The organism is Pseudomonas sp. FBCC-B35 (assembly GCF_059133755.1).
This window is the reverse complement of sequence record NZ_CP101439.1, coordinates 3,578,680-3,600,449: the sequence shown is the minus strand read 5'-3', so window position 1 is coordinate 3,600,449 and position 21,770 is coordinate 3,578,680. Positions and strand designations below refer to the sequence as shown.

The following is a 21,770-nucleotide window of genomic DNA, read 5'->3' as shown; positions in this document are numbered from 1 at the left end:
CGTGCCTGCCCACCATGGGTGCTGCGTCAGGGGCTTGGAAAACCTGAACGTTTGCCGGGCAAGCTTCTCTATTGGGGTGATAGGGTAGTAGTCAGTCTACAAGGAGCCCTCGCATGGACCCGATTACCACACTCGCCACTCGCCTGGGTGACCACCTTCAACGCCTGGGGGCGCATGTGAGCACCGCCGAATCCTGTACCGGCGGCGGCATTGCCGAGGCCATTACCCGGATTGCCGGCAGCTCGGCCTGGTTCGAAGCCGGCTACGTGACCTATTCCAACCGGCAAAAAACGCGTCAGCTCGGGGTGCCCGAAGCGTTGTTCGGGCAGGTGGGCGCCGTAAGTCAGGAGGTGGTCGAGGCCATGGTCAAGGGCGCGCAGCTGGCCAGCGGCGCCCGCTTTGCCGTGGCGGTCAGCGGAGTGGCCGGCCCCGGCGGCGGTTCGGCCGACAAGCCCGTGGGGACTGTATGGTTGGCCTGGAGCGATGGCCAGCAGGTCGTCAGCGAGCGTCGTCAGTTCGACGGCGACCGCGAGGCCGTGCGGCGCCAGACCGTCATCGCCGCCTTAGAAGGCTTGTTACAGCTTGGCATCGGTTAAATCGAAATCGGGGGTTTGCTCGAACGCTCGCCTGTGGAATAATACTGGCTACTTATACAGTTATCCGGCCATCAGGGCCAAGTCGAACACGTGAGGATTTCAATGGACGACAACAAGAAGCGCGCCTTGGCTGCGGCCCTGGGTCAAATCGAACGTCAATTCGGTAAGGGCGCGGTCATGCGCATGGGCGACCATGAGCGCCAAGCCATCCCTTCCATTTCCACCGGCTCTCTGGGGCTGGACATCGCGCTGGGTATCGGCGGTCTGCCAAAAGGCCGTATCGTCGAAATCTACGGCCCGGAATCGTCAGGTAAAACCACGCTCACGCTCTCGGTCATCGCCGAAGCCCAGAAAAGTGGCGCCACCTGTGCGTTCGTCGATGCCGAGCATGCTCTTGATCCGGAGTACGCTGGCAAACTGGGCGTCAACGTAGACGACCTGCTGGTTTCGCAGCCTGACACGGGTGAGCAGGCGCTGGAAATTACCGACATGTTGGTACGGTCCAATGCGGTCGACGTCATCATCGTCGACTCCGTGGCGGCGCTGGTACCCAAGGCTGAAATCGAAGGCGAAATGGGTGACATGCACGTGGGCTTGCAGGCTCGTCTGATGTCCCAGGCGCTGCGCAAGATCACCGGTAACATCAAGAACGCCAACTGCCTGGTTATCTTCATCAACCAGATCCGTATGAAGATCGGCGTGATGTTCGGTAGCCCGGAAACCACCACCGGCGGCAACGCACTGAAGTTCTATGCCTCGGTTCGCCTGGACATCCGCCGCACCGGTGCAGTCAAGGAAGGCGACGAGGTGGTGGGTAGTGAAACCCGCGTCAAGATCGTCAAGAACAAGGTGGCGCCACCGTTCCGTCAAGCGGAATTCCAGATTCTGTACGGCAAGGGTATCTACCGTAACGGTGAAATCATCGATCTGGGCGTGTCTCAGGGCCTGGTCGAGAAATCGGGCGCCTGGTACAGCTACCAAGGCAACAAGATCGGTCAGGGCAAGGCGAATGCTGCCAAGTACCTGCATGAGAATCCCGCTATCGGTAGCGAAATCGAGAAGCAGATCCGCGACAAGCTGCTCAATGCCGGTGCTGTAGCCGCTGCTGCCAAGGCTGCAGCCGCACAGGCCGATGCGGGTGACGTGGCCGAAGCCGAAGCTGGCTATTGATCACGCGAACGTAGCCGAACATGCCTGCCGTACTCGACACTCCCGTCGCCATTCGGCGGGCAGCCATGGACCTGCTTGCGCGACGTGAGCATGGTCGCGTGGAATTGACCCGCAAGTTACTTCAGCGCGGGGCGTTGCAGACGCTGATCGAGCCTGAGCTCGATCGGCTGAGCGACGAAGGCTTGCTGAGTGAAGCTCGTTATCTGGAAAGCTTCATTCGCTATCGATCCAGTTCAGGTTATGGCCCTGCCCGAATCCGTGAGGAGCTCGGGCAGCGCGGCTTGGCGCGTGGTGATATCGACGCGGCGCTTCGCGAGAGTCAAATCGACTGGGGCGAGCGGCTGTTTGAAGTATGGCAGCGCAAATATGCCGGGCAACGCCCTGAAGACCCCAAGGCGCGTGCGCAGCAAATGCGTTTCCTCGCTTATCGCGGTTTCCCCATGGACATGATTGGCAGGCTGCTTAGTGGTCGAGGCTGGGACGACTGAGCGCACAGCCTGCGCCTAGGATAGATCCGGCAACCGCTGTTCAAGGCAGGTCGGTGGCGCAACAGCCCAATGTTGCGGCAGATTGATGAAGTCCACCAGCTCTCGCAGTCGGCCTTGATCACGGCCGGTAAAAGCGAAGCACAGGCGTGTCAGGTGCCCAAAATCCCCGGTCTCGTTTTCGACATTGCTGTCAGGCGTTTGCTCGAAGCTGCCGCTCAGGCAGAGATCACTAAACCGCTCGCCAATTGCGTGCAACGCTTCGGGCGTGAGTGGCCGGTGCATGCGCAGGACGAACTGGCGTTTCAGCCAGCGGCTGGAGTGGTAGTTTCGGTAAAACTGATTGATTTCCTCGACAGCTTCGTCAGCACTGTGCACCAGGCGCAGCAGCTTGAGGTCGCCTGGGAGGATGTAGCGGTTGTCTTGCAACTGATGGCGAATGAACGTCAGGCAGTCCTGCCAGAAAGTACCCTGCGGCGAGTCCAACAGCACCACCGGTACCAGCGGGCTCTTGCCTGTCTGGATAAGCGTCAGCACTTCCAGTGCCTCATCGAGCGTACCGAACCCTCCGGGGCACAACACCAGCGCGTCTGCTTCCTTGACGAAAAACAACTTGCGAATGAAAAAGAAGTGAAACGACAGCAGCTTGTCGGTGCCGTCTATCGTTGGGTTGGCATGTTGCTCGAAGGGCAGGGTGATGTTGAAGCCAAGGCTGTTGTCGGCGCCTGAACCTTCATGGGCGGCGGCCATGATACCGCCACCACCCCCGGTGATGACCATCAGGTCCGAGCGGGCCAGCGCAGCACCCAGCTCACGGGCCAGGGCATACATGGGATGCTCCAGCGGCGTACGCGCCGAGCCGAAGACGGTGACCTTGCGGCGATGCTTGTGGCGACGCAGTGCGCGAAAGGACTGGTCGAGTTCGCGCAGCGCTTGCAGGGTGATCTTGGTGCTCCAGCGGTCGGCATCGTCATGGGCCATGCGCAGGACCGTCAGCATCATGTCGCGATAGAGGGGCAGGTTGGGGCTATCGGGGGCCACGCGTTCGAGTTGCGCGTCGATGTAGCTCAGGTCGATGTCATGATCGCGGAAGTGGCTGGAAAGCAGGTCATTCGATTGATAGGGCATGCAACTTCTCCTTCTGCACCTCATCAATCTAGCCCTTTAGCACCGGTCACGCCCAGCCCGTATCAGGGCGTCGGGCGCATGAGGGCGCCCGGACGGGGCTTGAGCGGTAGTCGAAGATTTACTTCTTCTTGTTACCGGCAACGCAGCTGGCGCTGTCGAAGGCCTGATCCATCAACGGCTGATTGGTCTTGTAGACCGTGAAGCGGTACACCATCACTGCGCCCTTGGACATCAGGTTGCGGAACCCGCTGTTGCGGCAAACGCTGTCGCCCAACTGGCTACGCACCTGCTCAGGGTTGGCCTGCATGCGCGCAGCATGGTCGGCGCGTACGCTGAGATGATTGATCAGGGCCTTGCCTTCGACGGTATAGCCTTGGTCGAGAATGTCTTCGTTGATGGCGCGGGGTGTGCCGACGCTGCTTTCCTTGGCAACCTTTTGCAGCATCGTGTTCAGGTCATAGTCCTGCTTGGAAGCCGCCTGGGCTGCAAGTGGCAATGCGAGCAGCAAGCTCAGGGCGGGGGCGATAAGGCGCAGCATGGATCTCTCCTGGTTCGGTGACTGGCGCTTGGACAGGCAAGGACAGGCGGCGTTCCGTAATCGCTGCCGCCCGTATGGCGCTTGAAATCGCGAGTATAGGGGCGCACTGGTCGTCTGCACAGCAACTGGCCAGCATTCTGGTAAACTGCCGGCCGTTTTCAATCGAGCAATTGCTGTGACTGCCACCTCTCTTCTGCACCGCGTGCCGGCATGAGTCATGCCGTCGCACGGCTGCGCGCCGAACGCCTGGCACGCAGCAACAAACCCTTCGTCGCACGCGGCTCACGTGCCGAGCGTTGCCCGGGCTGCCGGGTCATCGCCACGCATTGCCTGTGTGACTGGAAGCCCAGTGTCAGTGCCGAGTCGGGCATCTGCCTGTTGATGCACGATACCGAGCCGCTCAAGCCAACCAACACCGGCTGGCTCATCGCTGACCTGATCGAAGACACATCAGCCTTCGGCTGGCTGCGAACCTCGGTAAACGAAGGCTTGCTGGCATTGCTCGATGACCCGCAATGGCAGCCGTACATCGTGTTCCCGGGTGAATTCGTGGCGCCGGAGCGCGTCGTGACGGACGTGGTGCGCTCGCCTGAGAAGCGGCCATTGTTCATCCTGCTCGACGCCACCTGGACCGAGGCGCGCAAGATGTTCCGCAAAAGTCCGTACCTGGAGCGTTTTCCGGTGCTGAGCCTGCAGCCCGAGCAGATGTCGCGCTACCGCCTGCGCCGCTCGCGGCGCGATAACCACTTCTGCACGGCGGAAGTAGCCGCGATGTGCCTGGACCTGGCTGGGGACCACCTCGCCTCACAGGCACTGGATGCCTATCTGGACGTCTTCAGCTTGCACTACCTCAGTGGCAAGCGTCGCCTGCCTCTGGATGAGCAGGATGCTGTTCACCAGCGCCTGCATACCTTCCTATAGTCCAAGGGGCAGCCTACCGGCTTTGGTTCATAATGGCCGGCATGCCGCCGAGGCGGGTTGAACGACTGGCAGGCTGGCTTGACCTTTGCCGTTGCCGCTCGGCATCCTTGGCGCCGATTCCCGCCAACGTGCCCGTGTCGACGGGCCCTTGGTACAGAACAGGATCCTTAGATCGATGGCCACATATGAAATCCTGATTGCCGATGACCACCCGCTGTTTCGCGGTGCACTGCGCCAGGCCGTAACCCTGGGCATGGGCCCGGACGTGCGCCTGGTGGAAGTGGCAAGTATCGCCGAGCTGGAAAACCGCCTGAGCGAGAAGGCAGACTGGGACCTGGTGCTGCTGGACCTGAACATGCCGGGTGCCTATGGTTTTTCCGGATTGGTCCTGCTGCGCGGGCAGTACCCGCAGATACCGGTGGTGATGGTTTCGGCGCAGGAGGAGGCTGCGGTCGTGGTCAAGTCCCGCGAGTTCGGCGCCAGCGGGTTCATTCCCAAATCGAGCACCCTTGAAGTGATTCAGGATGCGGTGCGCAAAGTGCTCGATGGCGACGTGTGGTGGCCACCGCAGGCGTTCGAGAAGGTCGATGTGCCTGCCGAAGCGAAGGCTGCCAGCGAAGGCCTCGCTAGCCTCACGCCGCAGCAGTTTCGGGTGCTGACCATGGTCTGCGAGGGCTTGCTTAACAAGCAGATCGCCTACGAGCTGAGTGTGTCCGAAGCTACCATCAAGGCCCATGTGACGGCCATTTTCCGCAAACTGGGCGTGCGCACGCGCACCCAGGCCGCTTTGTTGCTGCAACAACTTGAATCGGTTGCCAGCACCTGACTGTACGTGGCTTCACGCTTTTTTGACCCTTGCCAGCCTAGTCTGCCGGCCTTTTTGTAGCTAAGCGAACCTCATGACGCCATCACCTTTCAAGGGCCAGACTGGCCTGAAACGAATCCTCAACGCCGCAGGCTATTCCCTGGACGGGCTGCGCGCCGCCTTCAAGGGCGAGGCTGCGTTCCGCCAGCTGGTGCTGCTCAACGTCGTGCTGGTGCCTGTTGCATTCTGGTTGCCGGTAAGCCGTGCGGAGCGGGCGATCATGATCGCGGTGTGCCTGCTTGGACTGATCGTCGAGCTGTTCAATTCGGCGGTGGAGGCGGCGATCGATCGCATTTCTCTCGAACGCCACCCGTTGTCGAAAAACGCCAAGGACATGGGCAGCGCTGCCCAGCTGGTGTCGTTGTGCATGGTGGCGATCGTGTGGGGCGTGATCCTGCTGTAGAGCGCCTGGACGGCTCAGGCGATGGGCGGCAGCACGATCTCGTCGCTGCGCGTGACGCCAGCTGTGAAGTGGCGACAGAGTTCCAGAAACTCGCGCATCGCCGAGGTCTGGTATTTCTGCTTGTGCCAGATGAAGTAGAACTGGCGCATCAAGTCCACCTCGGGTGTTTCCACTGCCACCAGGCTGCCTCGGCGAAAGGCATCGCGCAGGGCGAGGCGTGAAATGCATCCGATGCCCAGGCCCGATTCCACGGCGCGCTTGATGGCCTCGGTGTGCTCCAGTTCCAGGCGGATGTCCAGCTGTGCGCGGTGGTGCCGCATGGCCTGGTCGAACGTCAGGCGCGTGCCCGAGCCTTGCTCGCGCAGGATCCAGGCCTCACGGGCCAGCGTGGCGATGTCGGCGCGGCCCTGCCTGGCCAATGGATGTTGAGGGGCGCAGAACACCACCAGTTCATCCGCCACCCAAGGCTGCACCTCAAGGTCCGGATGATTGCAATCACCTTCGATCAGACCCAGGTCAATTTCGTGGTGGGCAACTTGCTGCACGATATGCACGGTATTTTGTACGTGCAGCTTCACCTGGCTTTCGGGGTGTCGCTGCATGAAGCTGCCGATCAGCAGGGTTGCCAAGTAGTTGCCAATGGTGAGCGTAGCGCCCACGGCGAGGGAGCCGAAGCCTGACTTGCCGTTGAGCAGGTCCTCGATCTCCTTGGCCTGGTCCAGTAACGCCACAGCTTGTGGCAGCAACTGGTGACCCAAGGCATTGAGGCTCAGGCGCTTGCCCGCGCGGTCGAACAGCTGGCAACTGCTCTGGCGCTCAAGCTCGGTGATGGAGGTGCTGGCAGCCGACTGCGACAGCGCGAGCACGCTGGCAGCGCGTGAAACGCTCTGGTGCTGGGCGACGGCCACGAAGACCTGCAGTTGACGTAGTGTGAATCGCATATCGATATAACCGATAACACATATCTTGATAATCCAGTTAACAGATATTGTCGCTGCCCCTAAACTATCGCGCAACTCTGCGCCTCGTGCGCGCTGCGACTTTTTTCAGGAGCCCCATTAGATGAGCAACATGAACCACGAACGTGTCCTCAGTGTGCACCACTGGAACGACACGCTGTTCAGCTTCAAGTGCACCCGTGATCCGGGGCTGCGCTTCGAGAACGGTCAGTTCGTGATGATCGGCCTGCAGCAGGACTCCGGCCGTCCGCTCATGCGCGCCTACTCCATCGCCTCGCCGAACTGGGAGGAGCACCTGGAGTTCTTCAGCATCAAGGTGCCCGACGGCCCGCTGACCTCGCAGCTGCAGCACCTGAAGGAAGGCGATGAGATCATCATCAGCAAGAAGCCTACCGGTACGCTGGTGCTCGACGACCTCAACCCTGGCAAGCACTTGTACCTGCTCAGCACCGGCACTGGCCTGGCGCCGTTCATGAGCGTGATCCAGGACCCTGAAACCTACGAGCGTTTCGAGAAGGTGATCCTGGTCCACGGCGTGCGCTACGTGAACGAAGTGGCCTACCGTGAGTTCATCACCGAGCACTTGCCGCAGAACGAATTCTTCGGCGATGCCGTACGCGAAAAGCTGATCTATTACCCGACCGTTACCCGCGAGCCTTTCGAGAATCAGGGCCGTCTGACCGACCTGATGCGCAGCGGCAAGTTGTTCAGCGACATCGGCCTGCCGCCGATCAACCCGCAGGATGACCGCGCGATGATTTGCGGCAGCCCGAGCATGCTCGATGAGACCAGCGAAGTGCTGGACAGCTTCGGCCTGAAAATCTCCCCACGCATGCGCGAGCCGGGCGATTACCTGATCGAGCGAGCGTTCGTCGAGAAGTAAGGCGCGCTCAGCATGACCAGACGGTCCGTTGACCCCGCGTCAACGGACCGTTTTTTTGCCTGCTTCATCACTCAGGCCGCTATTCGACCCGCGTCTGGCCGCTGTAGACCAGCAGCTGCCTGCAACGTTTGCACAGGTACCGACGGCCTTGCCCTACCAGCGCGTGCCGCTGCGCCGTGAACGCAAACTCGCTTTGCGGGCAGGGGCAGGGGCAGCGGTAGAGGTAGCGGGTCACCACGCGGCGCTTGACGGCGTAGTTGTGACAGCGCGCGGGCGGTAGTTCGTAGACGCCGCGCATGATCAACTGCCACTCCTGCCCGTGGGCCTGGATACCTTCGCCGAAGACCTGGTGTGCGACCAAGTGGGCGACCTCGTGCGCCACGGTCTGGCGCAGGAAGTCTTCGTGGTTCTCGCGGTAGAGCTGCAGGTTGAAACGCAGCTTGTTTTCGTGCAGGTGAGCGACCCCGGCTTTTTGCCCGCGCAGCTTGAAACTGATCTGCGGGCGGGGGAAGGCGCGATCGAAAAACCGTTCAGCTTGCTGATAGCAGGTTTCAACGCGTTGGATGAGCAGTTCGGGCATGGGGCAATGAATCCTCTGGCGACCATTATGCCGCAGCGGCAGTGCGCTCACCCAGCCATTGGTCACACGGCGGGTTATTCGAGCGTGATCGCCCTGAAGTCTTTGTCGGAATGCCTACAGCCCAGCTGGAATTGTGCGTAAAATAGCCGGCTTTTGTCACACCTCGCGGATTCAAGCGCTATGGGCACCCTTTCGGTCAACCAGAACAAATTGCAAAAACGTCTGCGTCGTCTCGCCGGCGAAGCCATCACCGACTACAACATGATCGAGGATGGCGACAAGGTCATGGTCTGCCTGTCCGGCGGCAAGGACAGCTACACCATGCTCGATGTTCTGTTGCACCTGCAGAAGGTGGCGCCGATCTCGTTCCAGATCGTGGCGGTGAACATGGACCAGAAGCAGCCGGGCTTCCCCGAGCACGTGCTGCCGGCCTACCTCAAGGAACTGGGCGTCGAGTACCACATCGTCGAGAAGGACACTTACTCGGTGGTCAAGGAGCTGGTCCCGGAAGGCAAGACCACCTGCTCGCTCTGCTCACGCCTGCGCCGCGGTACCTTGTACACCTTCGCCGATGAAATTGGTGCCACTAAGATGGCGCTAGGCCATCATCGTGACGACATCGTCGAAACATTTTTCCTCAACATGTTCTTCAACGGTGCCCTCAAAGGCATGCCGCCAAAACTGCGTGCCGACGACGGCCGTAACGTGGTGATCCGTCCGCTGGCCTATTGCAGCGAGAAAGATATCCAGGCGTACTCGGACATGAAGGCGTTCCCGATCATCCCCTGCAACCTGTGCGGCTCGCAGGAGAACCTGCAGCGTCAGGTGGTCAAGGACATGCTGGTCGAATGGGAGCGCAAGCACCCAGGTCGTACCGAAAGCATCTTCCGCGCCCTGCAGAATGTTGCGCCGTCGCAGTTGGCCGACCGTAATCTCTTCGATTTCACCAGCCTGACGATCGATGAAAACGCCACCCCGCGTTTTCTTGACGTGGTGAACATCTGACTCATGCGTGATTATCAGTGGTTGCACGAGTTCTGCCTGAACCGCTTCGGCTCTGCCCGCGCCTTGGAGGCGGCCTTGCCGCACCCCCGTAGCCCGGAGCAGCTAAGGGCGACCAGCGCTGATCGCTACTTGTCGACCCTTGCCCTGCGTGTATTTCGCGCCGGGCTCAAGCACAGCCTGGTGGACGCCAAGTGGCCGGCCTTCGAGCAGGTGTTCTTCGGCTTCGACCCGGAAAAGGTCGTGCTGATGAGTGCCGAGCACCTTGAGCGGCTGATGCAGGACACCCGCATCATCCGGCACCTGGGCAAGCTCAAGAGCGTGCCGCGCAACGCCCAGATGGTGCTGGACATCGAAAAACAGTGGGGCAGCTTCGGCGACTTCATCGCCGATTGGCCAGTCACCGATATCGTGGGTTTGTGGAAATACCTGACCAAGCACGGCAACCAGTTGGGCGGTTTGTCCGCGCCACGTTTCCTGCGCATGGTCGGCAAGGACACCTTCGTGCCTACCGACGATATGTCGGCAGCGCTGATCGCTCAGAAGGTCATCGATAAGAAGCCCACCAGCCAGCGCGACCTGGCCCTGGTGCAGGACGCCTTCAACCAGTGGCAAGAACAAAGCGGCCGGCCGTTGTGCCAGCTGTCGGTGATGCTGGCCCACACCGTCAATCACTGAGCCGACGGGGCGGGCCCGCCCCCATCAGTTGCCTTCGCCGGCCAGGCGCCTTTGGTACTGGAACTTCCAGCGCACATACAGCAGCGCAGCCGTGAACAGCCCCAGGCTGAGCAACAGCTCAAGCCAGCCAGACAGCGCCCGGGCAGGATCGAACGCTGCCACCACCCCCTTGATGAAGTAGATGTTGACCACGAAACAGGCCCAGGCATGAGCCCGGGCGCTGGCGCTTAACATGCCTGGCAATACCAGCAGCAGTGGCAGCAGTTCGATGGCCAGGATCACGCTCACCCGCGCGCCATGCAGGTTGGCGAACCACAGGTTGTTAACCACCAGCAGCGCGATCAACCCCAGCACGAAGGCCAAGCTCAGCGCCCGCGTCACCCGCACCCGGGGTGCCAGCCATGCTTGCGCAGGCAGCGGTTTTCGCGCCTTAGCCACGCGTGGTCTCCAAAGCTTTGGCCGTGGTCGCCAGGCGTTGCCCCAAGGCGCGGCACAAGGCGATTTCGTGCTCATCGAGGTCACGCTTGCCGTCGGCGCCGGCGTGGTGGCTTGCCCCGTAAGGTGTGCCGCCGCCACGGGTCTCGATCAGGGCTGACTCGCTGTAGGGCAGGCCCAGTACCAACATGCCGTGGTGCAGCAAGGGCAGCATCATCGACAGCAGGGTGCTCTCCTGGCCACCGTGCAAGCTCGCGGTGGAGGTGAACACACCGGCGGGCTTGCCCACCAGCTCGCCGCCCAGCCACAAGGGGCTGGTACCGTCCAGAAAGTATTTGAGCGCAGCGGCCATGTTGCCGAAGCGGGTAGGGCTGCCCAGGGCCAGCCCCGAGCAGTGGCGCAGGTCGTCGAGGGTGGCGTAGGGTGCGCCACTGGTCGGCACGTCGGGCGCGACCGCCTCGCATTCGCTGGACACTGCCGGTACGGTGCGCAGGCGTGCTTCCATGCCGCCCAGCTCGATGCCACGGGCGATGTGCCGGGCCATCTCGCTGGTCGAGCCATGGCGGCTGTAGTAAAGCACCAGGATGTAAGGTTCGCTCACGGCAGGATCTCCAGGATTTTTTCGGGTGGGCGGCCGATCACGGCCTTGTCGCCGGCTACCAGAATTGGCCGCTCGATCAGCTTGGGATGGGTCGCCATGGCGTCGATCAGCTGGGCGTCGCTGAGTGTCGGGTCGGCCAGGTTCAGTTGAGCGTAGTCGTCCTCGCCCGTACGCAGCAGTTGACGGGGCGGCATGCCCAGCTTGTCCAACAGCGCCTTGAGCGTGGCCACATCGGGGGGTGTTTCCAGGTAGCGCACCACGGTAGGCGCCAGGCCGCGGGCCTCGAGCAGATCCAGCGCGCCGCGGGATTTGGAGCAGCGCGGGTTATGATAGAGCGTCAGGTCAGTCATGTGGGGTCGCATCCGGCAAGGTGTGACCGGTATTCTAACCGCAGCGACTGTCCCATTTGCTCTAAAACTCGAGAAGGATTGACCCATGGCAAGGCGTCTGGCAGCAGTAATGGCCATCACCGCGAGCCTGTTGCTTGGTGGCTGCGGTGCCGATTATGGCGTGGACCAGCATGGCAACACGGTAAAGGCCGAACACCTGGATGGGCACTGGCTGGTGCTCAACTACTGGGCGGAGTGGTGCGGGCCCTGCCGCACCGAAATTCCCGAGCTCAATGCCGCTGCCAAGCGATGGGCCGCTGACGGCATCAAGGTGGTGGGGGTGAATTTCGATGGCCTGCAAGGCGCGGACCTCAAGCAGGCGGCCGACACGCTGGGCATCGGTTTCACCGTGCTGGCCCAGGACCCCGCCGAGCGCTACGACCTGCCCCGCAGCGAAGCGCTGCCGGTGACCTACATCATCGATGACAAGGGCAAGGTGCGTGAGCAGTTGCTCGGTGAGCAGACGCTCGAAGGCTTGAAGGCCAAAATCAAGGCCCTGAAACAGGGCTGACACTGGCACGGGCGGTGCGAACGGGGCGCTGACCTGTCACGCCAGGCCAGGCCCCGTGGGTAACGGGCCGCCTGATCAGCCCTCTTCAGGCCACAGGCGCAGCGGCTTGCCGTCGGTTGGCCACAAGCGCAGTTGCTGATCGGGCGCCAAGTCCCAGCGCGTCACCTTGCCAAGGGCCTGCAGGAAGCGTTTTTCCTGTTCCATCAAGGCCGGTGCACACAGCTTGCGGGTGCTGCCGACGCTGCCAAAACTCAAGCGCCCGCCGTCGAGGGTGTAGGCCGCGAACCAGTGATTGCAGCCTGCATTGCCGTAGGCGCGCCCGTCGCTGCCCAGGGTCATGCTCAAGTGGCTGTCGTCGAGCAGGGGGCGCTCCCCGATCCACTCCAGTACGTAGCTGCGGTCTTGCTGCAGGTCCGAAGGGGCTGTCGCGCAGCCAAGCAGGCCGGTGACGATCAGTGCGCTGGTGAGCAGGTGTTTCATTGTGCAGGCTCCTGGCAACGGGGGCAGAGGTGCCGGGCGTCCTGGCTTGCCCAGCCCAGTTCGGCGATGCGGGCGTTGGCTGCAGGCTGACGCGCTGCTTTGCCCAGCTTGGCATCGACCGCAAATTCGAAATCCAGTACCGCATCGCAGCTGTCGCACGCCACTTGCCAGGCCAGAATCTCCAGTTCGTGGAAGACCGGCCCGTTGGCCACGGCAACCCACTGTCCACGCGGGTTGATCAGGTGCCGGACGCTGTCCACGGTCAGGCGCATGGTCAAGTCCTTGCTGCCCTTGAGGGTGACCAGCAGGGTATCGCCCTTGTGCATCGAGCCGCCGTTGCCTGTGACCTGGTAGCGACCAGGCACCAGGGCGCGGCACTCGATCAGCGTGTGCTGCGGGTTGAAGAGGGTGTAACGAAAATCGTGTTCGACCATGGGTCCTCCCTAAATGCCGCGTATCCTAGCATTAACCGGTCACCAGGTTCTGCGCCCTGCCTGCCGCCCAGCTGGCAATGTTCTCGAGGGTCGTCTGGGCAATGGCCTGCAAGGCCTCGTGGGTGAGGAAGGCTTGATGGGCAGTCACGATCACATTGGGGAATGTCAGCAGGCGCGCCAGCACATCGTCCTGCAGGGGCAGGTCCGAACGGTCTTCGAAGAACACTTTGGCTTCTTCTTCGTAGACGTCAAGGCCCAGGTAGCCCAGCTGGCCGCTCTTGAGCGCATCGAGCAATGCCGGCGTATCGACCAGCGCCCCGCGCCCGGTATTGATGAGCATGGCGCCAGGTTGCAGGTGCGCCAGGCTCTGCGCGTTGATCAGGTGCCGGGTGCCTGGCGTCAACGGGCAGTGCAGGCTGATGATGCGTGCCTGGCCCAGCAACGCTGGCAAACTCATGTAGCGCACGCCCAAGGCCTCAAGCTGCGGGTCGGGGCAGGGGTCGTAAGCCAGCAGTTGGCAGCCGAAGCCAGCCATGATGCGCGCGAAGGCCGCGCCGATCTGGCCGGTGCCGACCACCCCGACGGTCTTGCCATGCAAGTCGAAACCGGTCAGGCCGTGCAAGGTGAAGTCGCCTTCCCGTGTGCGGTTGTAGGCCCGATGCAAGCGCCGATTGAGCGCCAGTATCAGCGCCACGGCGTGCTCGGCCACGGCTTGGGGCGAGTAGGCCGGCACGCGCACCACGTCTATCCCCAGTCGCTTGGCCGCAGCCAGGTCGACATGGTTGTACCCCGCCGAACGCAACGCCACCAGGCGCGTACCACCGCGCGCCAGGCATTGCAGCACCGTCGCGTCGAGCTCGTCGTTGATGAAGGGGCAGACCACATCAAAGCCCTGGGCCAGCGGCGCGGTATCGGCCGTAAGTCGGGCGGACTGAAAGTGCAGTGCCACGCCGCCGCCTAGGGCGGCCTGGGTGAAACTCTCCTGGTCATAGTGCTGACTGCTGAAGAGCAGGGCGCGCATGGTGGCTCCTTGTGCATGGGCACTGGTCGGTGGAAAGGGCGGGTGCCTTCAAATACTCAGCCTGGCCTCGGCTGCCAGCCGGCTGATCGCGTTGTCCAGTTCATCGAGCGCCTCCCCAGCCAAGGGGCTGTCCTGTTTGAGCAGGGTTTCGCTGCGTTGGCAGGCGGCACGTAGTTGAGGTACACCGCAGTAGCGAGAAGCGCCGTTGAGCCGGTGCACCTGCTCGATGAGCGTATGACGGTCACGCGCTTCACGCGCACCCAGAATGGCGGCGCGGTCATCTTCCAGCGAGGCCAGCAGCATGCTCAGCATGTCGGCGGCCAGATCGGCTTTGCCTGCCGCCAGGCGCAGGCCTTCGTCATGGTCAAGCACCTTCAACTCGTCAGGCCCGGTGGGCAGGCCCGACGGCATCTGCGGCGAAGGGCCAAGGCTCAGGCCGGTCCACTTCATCACCACCTGTGCCAGCTGCCGCTCGCTGATCGGCTTGGTCAGGTAGTCGTCCATGCCGCCATGGAGCAAGGCGCGTTTTTCATTGGCCATTGCGTGGGCGGTCAGCGCAACGATCGGCAACGGGTTGCCGCTCTGGGTGTTTTCCCAGAGGCGAATCTGTTCGGTACAGGCGCGTCCGTCCATGCCAGGCATCTGCACGTCCATCAGTACCAGGTCGAACGGTTCGCTCTGCACGGCCTGTACCGCCGCGTAACCATTGTCGACAGCCGTCACCCGGGCGCCCAGGTCTTCCAGCAAGGTCTGCACCAGCAAGAGATTGGCCGCATTGTCATCCACGCACAGCACCTTTGGCTGGCGCTGCTGGCCCGCCATGGCGCTGACCTCGCCCTGCAACCGGCGGGGCTGGACCATTTCCAGCAGCAGGCGGCGCAGCTTGCGTGTGCAGGATGGCTTGGACAACAGCTGACCGTGGCCATTGGACAGGTAAGGGTGATAGAGCGCCTGTTCGGTGGTGGGGCACAGCACCACGCACTGGCAATGATGCCGCTCCAGGTGCTGGTAGTACTGGCCCAGTTGTTCGGGCGCCAGGGAGCCCACGTTGGCGCCCAGCACGGCGAAGTCGAACGGCTGCCCCGCCTGGCTGGCAGCTTGCACCGCCTGCACCAGTTGCTCGTAGGAGGTAAAGACACAGACGCTCAGGCCGCAGTCCTGCAATTGGTGCTCCAGAGCCTGTCGCGCCAGTTCGTGGCCATCGACGATGGCGGCGCGACGCCCGAGCAAGGGCTGCAAAGGGAGCTCCTCGGCATCGTCGTGCGCCTTGGGCAGGTTCAAGCTGATCCAGAATTGCGAGCCCTCGCCAGGGGTACTGTCGACGCCGATCTCGCCACCCATCTGCTCGATCAGGCGCTTGGAGATCACCAGCCCCAGGCCAGTACCACCTGGCTGGCGGGCCAGGGAGTTGTCAGCTTGGCTGAAGGCCTGGAACAGCGTACGTACGTCTTGAGGCGACAGGCCGATGCCGGTGTCCTGGACACTGATGCGCAACTGGGCGCTGTCCTCGTGCTCGTCCTCGAGCATGGCACGCACGACGATGGTGCCTTCGCGGGTGAACTTGATCGCGTTGCTGACCAGGTTGGTGAGGATCTGCTTGAGCCGCAGCGGGTCACCGATCAGCGAGGAGGGCGTATCGCGGTAGATCAGGCACAGCAGCTCAAGCTGCTTGGCATGGGCCGCCGGCGCCAGGATGGTCAAGGTGTCCTGGATCAGGTCGCGCAGGTTGAAGGGGATGCTGTCGAGCACCAGCTTGCCCGCCTCGATCTTGGAGAAATCGAGAATCTCGTTGATGATCCCGAGCAAGTTGTCAGCTGACTTCTCGATGGTGTTCAGGTAGTCCACCTGGCGTGGCATCAGCTCGCTTTTCTGCAGCAGGTGGGTAAAGCCCAGAATGCCGTTGAGCGGCGTGCGGATTTCATGGCTCATGTTGGCCAGAAATTCCGACTTGATCCGACTGGCTTCCAGGGCCTCCTTGCGGGCCATGTCCAGCTCGATGTTCTGGATCTCGATGGTTTCAAGGTTTTGCCGGACGTCTTCGGTGGCCTGGTCGATGCTGTGCTGCAGCTCTTCGTGGGCACTGTGCAGGGTCTCGGCCATGCGGTTGATGCCGTGGGCCAGTTCGTCCAGCTCGTGACTGCCCATGGCCGGCAGGCGTTCCTCCAGGTGGCCGTCCTTGAGCTGGTTGACGGCATGCTTGATGCGCTCGATCGGGGTGTTGATGGCACGGCTCATGCGCAGGGCCAGCAGCCCGCTGACCACCAAACAGGCCAGGATCAGGAGCAGCGTGGTGAAGAGGTTGCGGTAGCCGCGCAGCAAGGTGCCGTCATGGGACAGTTCGATTTCCACCCAGCCCAGCAAGCGTTCGGCTTCGGCAGGCACGGCGTCGGTGGCCAGGTCGCGGTGGTGGCCGAACACCGGCATCAGGTAGCGAGTGGCATCGTTGCCACTGCGTTGTAGCAACTGGGTGCCGCTGCCGCCGCTGGGCGGTTGGTTGAGCATGCTCGGGCCGGCATGGGCCAGCCGACTACGGTCCGGTGTCAGGAAGGCGACGGCGCGTACGTCGGCCTGTTCGAGGGTCTGCGCGGCAATGCGCTCCAGTTGTGCAGGCGCCTTGCGGGCCATGGCCGGGGCTGCCAGCGGCGCCAGCTGCTCGGCCAGCATCTTGCCCCGTTGCAGCAATTGCGTGCGCAGGTCGCTCTGTTGCAGCCAGGTGAAATAGCTGCCCAGTACCAAGGCCATCAATCCGGCTGGCAGCAGCGCCAGCAACAGCACACGGCTGCGAATTCCCAAACGGTCGAGCACACTCGCCTCCTGTCAATGTGCCTGGATGCCGCCTTGCAAGGCGGCCAAGCGGGGACGTTACTCCGCCTCGCCAGCCATTGCACGAGTTAACTCCGTGCGCATGGGCAGCCTGCGCATTGGCATGGGTCCACAGGGCCTGCGCAGTGCGTGGGCAAGGCATTGCACAGGCTTTATAGCTTGCAGCTATATGCACCTCAGATTGCGTGATATGGCGAAGCAGGGTTTGCCGGTATGATGGTCGCCCCTGCCGTCCGGATTGTGAAAGACACCATGACCTTGCAGTATCCAACCATCGCCGATTGCGTCGGCAATACGCCCCTGGTTCGCCTGCAGCGCCTGGCTGGCCAGACCAGCAATACCTTGCTGCTCAAGCTCGAGGGCAACAATCCTGCCGGCTCGGTCAAGGATCGCCCCGCGCTGTCGATGATCGCCCGTGCAGAATCGCGCGGTCAGATCAAACCCGGCGATACGCTGATCGAAGCCACTTCCGGCAACACCGGCATCGCCTTGGCCATGGCGGCGGCAATCAAGGGTTACAAGATGATCCTGATCATGCCCGACAACTCCACGGCCGAACGCAAGGCGGCGATGGCAGCCTACGGCGCCGAGCTGATCCTGGTGACCAAGGAAGAGGGCATGGAAGGGGCCCGCGACCTGGCCCAGCAGCTGGAAGCCGATGGCCGTGGCGTGGTGCTCGACCAGTTCGCCAACGGTGACAACCCGATTGCGCACTACACCAGTACCGGCCCGGAAATCTGGCAGCAGACCCAGGGGCGCGTTACCCACTTCATCAGTTCGATGGGCACTACCGGGACCATCATGGGGTGCTCGCAGTACCTCAAGGAGCAGAACCCTGCGGTGCAGATCGTCGGCTTGCAGCCGATGGAAGGCGCGGCCATTCCGGGTATTCGCCGCTGGCCCCAGGAATACCTGCCAAAAATCTTCGACGCAGCCCGGGTCGATCGCATCGTCGACATGTCCCAGGACGAGGCCGAGCAGACCATGCGCAGGCTTGCTCGTGAAGAGGGCATTTTCTGCGGCGTGTCTTCCGGTGGTGCAGTCGCCGCCATGCTGCGCCTGTCCCGGGAGGTGGAAAATGCCACGTTGGTGGCCATCATCTGCGACCGCGGCGACCGTTACCTGTCCACTGGCCTGTTCGATCCGAGCTAAATGTCCAAGAAGAAAACCAACAGCGGCCTGCGCTTTCAGCCAGCCGGTGGCAATCGTAGTCCCCAGGTTCCCGTGGGCAAGAAGCAACGGCTGGTCGTCGAGCGCCTGTCAGGGGACGGTCGCGGTATTGCCTTCCATGAAGGGCGCACCTGGTTCGTCACCGGCGCCCTGGCAGGCGAGGAGGTCGAGTCGAGGGTGCTCAATGCCCGTGGCAAAGTGGTCGAGGCGCGGCTGGAGCGGGTGCTCCAGGCCAGTCCCGAGCGCCGCGATGCCCCGTGCAAGTACTACGGCCAGTGCGGGGGGTGCAACCTTCAGCACCTGCCCCACGAGGCCCAGCTAGCGCTCAAACAGCGCACCCTGGCCGAGCAACTGCAACGGGTGGCCGGTGTGCAGCCCGAGCAGTGGGCCGCGCCCTTGACCGGGGCCGCTTTCGGCTACCGTCGTCGCGCCCGTGTGGCCGTGCGCTGGGACCCCAAGACCCGCCAGTTGGCCGTCGGCTTCAGGGCGCAGGCCAGTCAGGACATCGTTGCCATCGATGATTGCCTGGTGCTGGTACAGCCCTTGCAGTCGATCCTGCGTCACTTGCCTACGGTGCTGCGCTCGTTGGTCAAGCCCCAGGCCCTGGGCCATGTGGAACTGTTCAGCGGCACGGCCGAGGCGGTGCTGGTGCGTCATGTCGCGCCGTTGCCGCCCGACGATGTAGCGCGCTTGCAGGCGTTCTGCGCCGAGGCCAACGCGCAGCTGTGGTTGCAGGGTGAAGGCGAGCCGCAGCCGGTGGATGCCACTGGGCCGTTGGGTTTCGTCCTGGCGCCTTGGCAGCTGCAGCTGGACTGGCGCCCCGGCGACTTCGTGCAGGTCAATGCCCAGGTCAATACCGCCATGATCGAGCAGGCCCTGGCCTGGCTCGCTCCGCAGCCCGAAGAGCGGGTACTGGACTTGTTCTGCGGCCTGGGCAATTTTGCCTTGCCGCTGGCACGGAACGCTCGTGAGGTGGTGGCGGTAGAGGGCGTGCAGGCCATGGTCGATCGCGCGGCGGCTAACGCCCGCGGCAACGATGTGCATAACGCGCAGTTTTTTCAGGCCGATTTATCGCAGCCGTTGACGGGCATGGAATGGGCCGCCGAGGGCTTTTCTGCGGTACTCTTGGACCCACCGCGCGACGGTGCATGGGAGGTGGTGCAAGGCATCGCCCGTCTTGGGGCCAAGCGGCTGGTCTATGTATCGTGCAACCCGGCCACACTGGCGCGAGACGCCCAAGTGCTGGTCGGGCAGGGGTACCGGTTAACAAGGGCCGGGATTCTCGACATGTTTCCTCAAACGGCGCATGTCGAAGCCATGGCGTTATTCGAAGTGGGCTAGCCAGCTGGCCCCTTGGTGCGGCTTCCAGGGAATGGCAGCCGTGCGGTGATTGCCAGTGCACCCGCAGGGTGCGCTGTATGGAAAGGTAAAACAAAGATGGTACAGGTGAGAGTGCACCAGCCGGTCAATACCGACGGCAGTATCAATCTCGAAGCGTGGTTGGACCATGTGGTCAGCGTCGATTCGGCGCTCGACCGCGCAGCGCTCAAAGAGGCCTGCGAGTTTGCCCAGGAAGTCGAGAAGAAGGGCAACCCGGCCAAGCATTCCTGGGCCGATGGTACGTCGAGCTATCAGGCAGGTCTTGAGATCGCCGAGATCCTCGCGGACCTCAAGCTTGACCAGGACTCCCTGGTAGCGGCGGTCATCTACCGCGCTGTGCGAGAAGGCAAGGTCACCCTGGCCGAAGTCAGCCAGCGCTTCGGGCCGGTCGTGTCCAAGCTGATCGATGGCGTGCTGCGCATGGCTGCGATCAGTGCCAGCCTCAGCCCCCGCCAGTCGCTGGTGCTCGGCTCCCAGGCGCAGGTCGAGAACCTGCGCAAGATGCTGGTGGCGATGGTCGACGACGTTCGCGTGGCGTTGATCAAGCTGGCCGAACGCACCTGTGCCATTCGGGCGGTCAAGTCCGCTGACGACGAGAAGCGCCTGCGGGTGGCGCGGGAAGTGTTCGACATCTACGCCCCCCTGGCCCACCGTCTGGGTATCGGGCATATCAAGTGGGAACTGGAAGACCTGTCGTTCCGCTACCTCGAGCCCGAGCAGTACAAGCAGATCGCCAAGCTGTTGCACGAGCGCCGCCTGGACCGTGAACGCTTCATCAGCGATGTCATGAACCAGTTGCAGAACGAACTGCTGGCCACCGGGGTGAAGGCGGACATCAGTGGCCGCGCCAAGCACATCTACTCGATCTGGCGCAAGATGCAGCGCAAGGGCCTGGAATTCAGCCAGATCTACGACGTGCGCGCCGTGCGGGTGCTGGTCCCCGAGATACGCGACTGCTACACCGCCCTGGGTATCGTGCACACCTTGTGGCGTCACATCCCCAAGGAATTCGACGACTACATCGCCAACCCCAAGGAAAACGGCTACCGCTCCCTGCACACGGCTGTGATCGGCCCGGAAGGCAAGGTGCTGGAAGTGCAGATCCGCACCCACGGCATGCACGAAGAAGCGGAGCTTGGCGTCTGTGCCCACTGGCGATACAAGGGCACCGACGTCAAGCCCAGCTCAAACCACTACGAAGAAAAGATTTCCTGGCTGCGCCAGGTACTGGAGTGGCATGAAGAACTGGGCGACATCGGGGGGCTGGCCGAGCAACTGCGGGTCGACATCGAGCCCGACCGGGTGTACGTATTCACCCCGGACGGTCACGCCATCGACCTGCCAAAAGGGGCGACGCCCCTGGACTTCGCCTACCGGGTACACACCGAGATCGGCCACAACTGCCGGGGTGCCAAGATCAACGGGCGCATCGTGCCGCTCAACTACAGCCTGCAGACTGGCGAGCAGGTCGAAATCATCACCAGCAAGCATGGCAACCCGAGCCGTGACTGGCTGAACTCGAACCTGGGCTATGTCACCACCTCGCGCGCGCGGGCCAAGATCGTGCACTGGTTCAAGCTGCAGGCGCGCGACCAGAACGTTGCCGCCGGCAAGACGCTGCTCGAACGCGAGCTCAGCCGGTTGGGCCTGCCGCAGGTCGACTTCGAGCGCCTGGCCGAGAAGACCAACGTCAAGACGGCCGAGGACATGTTTGCGTCCCTGGGGGCTGGGGACCTGCGCCTGGCGCACCTGGTCAACGCGGCGCAACAGCTGCTGGAGCCTGAGCGCATCGAGCAGATCGAACTGGTGCCGCGCAAGCCCAGTGGGCCGCGTGGGGGTAAGCGTGGCGACATCCAGATCCAGGGCGTGGGCAACCTGCTGACGCAGATGGCCGGTTGCTGCCAGCCCTTGCCTGGCGATGCCATCGTCGGCTACATCACTCAGGGGCGCGGGGTGAGCATCCACCGCCAGGATTGCGCCTCGGTGTTGCAGCTGGCCGGCAAAGAGCCAGAGCGCATGATCCAGGTCAGCTGGGGGCCGATACCGGTACAGACCTATCCGGTCGATATCGTCATCCGTGCCTATGACCGCCCCGGTTTGCTGCGCGATGTTTCCCAGGTGCTGCTCAACGAGAAGATCAACGTGCTGGCGGTCAACACCCGCTCGAACAAGGAAGACAACACGGCGCTGATGTCGCTGACCATCGAGATTCCCGGTTTGGACGCCCTTGGGCGCTTGCTGGGGCGTATCTCGCAGTTGCCGAACATCATCGAGACACGGCGTAATCGTACGCCCTGAACCACGTGTGCACGATTTGC

General features: G+C 62.7%; 24 protein-coding genes. 13 read left to right on the top strand and 11 right to left on the bottom strand.

The genetic code is table 11. The features are described 5' to 3' along the window. Positions 1–113 precede the first annotated feature (113 nt). From NMB38_RS16390 to recX, 3 genes are all read left to right on the top strand, one after another. On the top strand, positions 114–596 hold the full coding sequence (locus NMB38_RS16390) for a CinA family protein (RefSeq protein ID WP_027913896.1): 483 nt from the start codon (positions 114–116) through the stop codon (positions 594–596). A gap of 102 nt (positions 597–698) precedes the next feature. Then, positions 699–1,766 (top strand): recombinase RecA, encoded by a 1,068-nt coding sequence (recA, locus tag NMB38_RS16385; protein WP_023534161.1) that lies wholly within the window; start codon positions 699–701, stop codon positions 1,764–1,766. Between the two features lie 20 nt (positions 1,767–1,786). Further along, positions 1,787–2,254: a recombination regulator RecX gene (gene recX / locus NMB38_RS16380; RefSeq protein ID WP_027913897.1), complete on the top strand. Its 468-nt coding sequence runs from the start codon at positions 1,787–1,789 to the stop codon at positions 2,252–2,254. A 15-nt stretch (positions 2,255–2,269) separates the two neighbouring features. Here recX and NMB38_RS16375 read toward each other — a convergent pair whose 3' ends face one another. Both NMB38_RS16375 and NMB38_RS16370 read right to left on the bottom strand, forming a co-directional pair. Continuing rightward, entirely contained in the window at positions 2,270–3,379 is a 1,110-nt protein-coding gene (locus tag NMB38_RS16375) for an LOG family protein (RefSeq protein ID WP_050587300.1), read from the bottom strand. A 118-nt stretch (positions 3,380–3,497) separates the two neighbouring features. After that, entirely contained in the window at positions 3,498–3,917 is a 420-nt protein-coding gene (locus NMB38_RS16370; RefSeq protein WP_027913898.1) for a quorum-sensing-regulated virulence factor family protein, read from the bottom strand. 210 nt (positions 3,918–4,127) lie between these two features. Between NMB38_RS16370 and NMB38_RS16365 the strand changes: the two genes are divergently transcribed. The 3 genes from NMB38_RS16365 (at position 4,128) to NMB38_RS16355 (ending at position 6,106) form a co-directional block, all read left to right on the top strand. After that, positions 4,128–4,838 (top strand): tRNA-uridine aminocarboxypropyltransferase, encoded by a 711-nt coding sequence (locus NMB38_RS16365; RefSeq protein ID WP_345956357.1) that lies wholly within the window; start codon positions 4,128–4,130, stop codon positions 4,836–4,838. 175 nt (positions 4,839–5,013) lie between these two features. After that, entirely contained in the window at positions 5,014–5,664 is a 651-nt protein-coding gene (gene erdR / locus NMB38_RS16360; RefSeq protein ID WP_027913900.1) for a response regulator transcription factor ErdR, read from the top strand. Between the two features lie 73 nt (positions 5,665–5,737). Beyond that, complete coding sequence (locus NMB38_RS16355) at positions 5,738–6,106, top strand: diacylglycerol kinase (RefSeq protein ID WP_027913901.1); 369 nt, start codon at positions 5,738–5,740, stop codon at positions 6,104–6,106. Positions 6,107–6,120: 14 nt separating this feature from the next. On the opposite strand, the gene NMB38_RS16350 is transcribed toward NMB38_RS16355, so the two are convergent. Next, positions 6,121–7,047, bottom strand: a complete 927-nt coding sequence (locus NMB38_RS16350; RefSeq protein WP_027913902.1) for a LysR family transcriptional regulator — start codon at positions 7,045–7,047, stop codon at positions 6,121–6,123. 121 nt (positions 7,048–7,168) lie between these two features. Between NMB38_RS16350 and fpr the strand changes: the two genes are divergently transcribed. Beyond that, positions 7,169–7,948 carry a ferredoxin-NADP reductase gene (fpr, locus tag NMB38_RS16345; RefSeq protein WP_023534074.1) on the top strand — a complete coding sequence of 260 codons (780 nt, stop codon included), beginning with the start codon at positions 7,169–7,171 and terminating at the stop codon, positions 7,946–7,948. A 79-nt stretch (positions 7,949–8,027) separates the two neighbouring features. Here fpr and NMB38_RS16340 read toward each other — a convergent pair whose 3' ends face one another. Beyond that, positions 8,028–8,528, bottom strand: coding sequence for a SprT family zinc-dependent metalloprotease (locus NMB38_RS16340; protein WP_028686876.1), 501 nt, complete (start codon positions 8,526–8,528; stop codon positions 8,028–8,030). Positions 8,529–8,708: 180 nt separating this feature from the next. Here NMB38_RS16340 and ttcA point away from each other — a divergent pair, with 180 nt between their 5' ends. Both ttcA and NMB38_RS16330 read left to right on the top strand, forming a co-directional pair. After that, positions 8,709–9,533, top strand: coding sequence for a tRNA 2-thiocytidine(32) synthetase TtcA (ttcA, locus tag NMB38_RS16335; RefSeq protein WP_023534071.1), 825 nt, complete (start codon positions 8,709–8,711; stop codon positions 9,531–9,533). Positions 9,534–9,536: 3 nt separating this feature from the next. Next, positions 9,537–10,208 (top strand): DNA-3-methyladenine glycosylase I, encoded by a 672-nt coding sequence (locus NMB38_RS16330; RefSeq protein WP_027913904.1) that lies wholly within the window; start codon positions 9,537–9,539, stop codon positions 10,206–10,208. 24 nt (positions 10,209–10,232) lie between these two features. Here NMB38_RS16330 and NMB38_RS16325 read toward each other — a convergent pair whose 3' ends face one another. The 3 genes from NMB38_RS16325 to arsC are packed head-to-tail and all read right to left on the bottom strand — an operon-like array spanning position 10,233 to position 11,594. Further along, a complete protein-coding gene (locus tag NMB38_RS16325; protein ID WP_027913905.1) occupies positions 10,233–10,646 on the bottom strand; it encodes a DUF2069 domain-containing protein in 414 nt (137 codons plus the stop codon). Continuing rightward, positions 10,639–11,244: an NAD(P)H:quinone oxidoreductase gene (gene wrbA / locus NMB38_RS16320; RefSeq protein WP_059183696.1), complete on the bottom strand. Its 606-nt coding sequence runs from the start codon at positions 11,242–11,244 to the stop codon at positions 10,639–10,641. The genes NMB38_RS16325 and wrbA overlap by 8 nt, the downstream gene beginning before the upstream one ends. After that, entirely contained in the window at positions 11,241–11,594 is a 354-nt protein-coding gene (arsC, locus tag NMB38_RS16315; protein WP_027913907.1) for an arsenate reductase (glutaredoxin), read from the bottom strand. Before arsC ends, wrbA begins: the two co-directional genes overlap by 4 nt. A gap of 85 nt (positions 11,595–11,679) precedes the next feature. Between arsC and NMB38_RS16310 the strand changes: the two genes are divergently transcribed. Beyond that, complete coding sequence (locus NMB38_RS16310; protein ID WP_028686874.1) at positions 11,680–12,144, top strand: TlpA disulfide reductase family protein; 465 nt, start codon at positions 11,680–11,682, stop codon at positions 12,142–12,144. A gap of 75 nt (positions 12,145–12,219) precedes the next feature. On the opposite strand, the gene NMB38_RS16305 is transcribed toward NMB38_RS16310, so the two are convergent. From NMB38_RS16305 to NMB38_RS16290, 4 genes are read right to left on the bottom strand one after another with little or no spacing between them, the layout of a single operon-like run. Beyond that, positions 12,220–12,624, bottom strand: a complete 405-nt coding sequence (locus tag NMB38_RS16305) for an META domain-containing protein (protein WP_028686873.1) — start codon at positions 12,622–12,624, stop codon at positions 12,220–12,222. After that, positions 12,621–13,058, bottom strand: a complete 438-nt coding sequence (locus tag NMB38_RS16300; protein WP_027913910.1) for a hypothetical protein — start codon at positions 13,056–13,058, stop codon at positions 12,621–12,623. Before NMB38_RS16300 ends, NMB38_RS16305 begins: the two co-directional genes overlap by 4 nt. Positions 13,059–13,089: 31 nt before the next feature. Then, complete coding sequence (locus NMB38_RS16295) at positions 13,090–14,079, bottom strand: 2-hydroxyacid dehydrogenase (RefSeq protein WP_027913911.1); 990 nt, start codon at positions 14,077–14,079, stop codon at positions 13,090–13,092. Between the two features lie 48 nt (positions 14,080–14,127). Continuing rightward, a complete protein-coding gene (locus tag NMB38_RS16290) occupies positions 14,128–16,884 on the bottom strand; it encodes a response regulator (protein ID WP_028686872.1) in 2,757 nt (918 codons plus the stop codon). A 270-nt stretch (positions 16,885–17,154) separates the two neighbouring features. Between NMB38_RS16290 and cysM the strand changes: the two genes are divergently transcribed. The 3 genes from cysM to relA all read left to right on the top strand — a co-directional run bounded on the left by cysM (position 17,155) and on the right by relA (position 21,750). After that, positions 17,155–18,054, top strand: coding sequence for a cysteine synthase CysM (cysM, locus tag NMB38_RS16285; RefSeq protein ID WP_027913913.1), 900 nt, complete (start codon positions 17,155–17,157; stop codon positions 18,052–18,054). Beyond that, on the top strand, positions 18,055–19,413 hold the full coding sequence (gene rlmD, locus NMB38_RS16280; RefSeq protein WP_027913914.1) for a 23S rRNA (uracil(1939)-C(5))-methyltransferase RlmD: 1,359 nt from the start codon (positions 18,055–18,057) through the stop codon (positions 19,411–19,413). It begins immediately after the preceding gene. A gap of 96 nt (positions 19,414–19,509) precedes the next feature. Further along, positions 19,510–21,750, top strand: coding sequence for a GTP diphosphokinase (gene relA, locus NMB38_RS16275; RefSeq protein WP_027913915.1), 2,241 nt, complete (start codon positions 19,510–19,512; stop codon positions 21,748–21,750). Positions 21,751–21,770 lie beyond the last annotated feature (20 nt).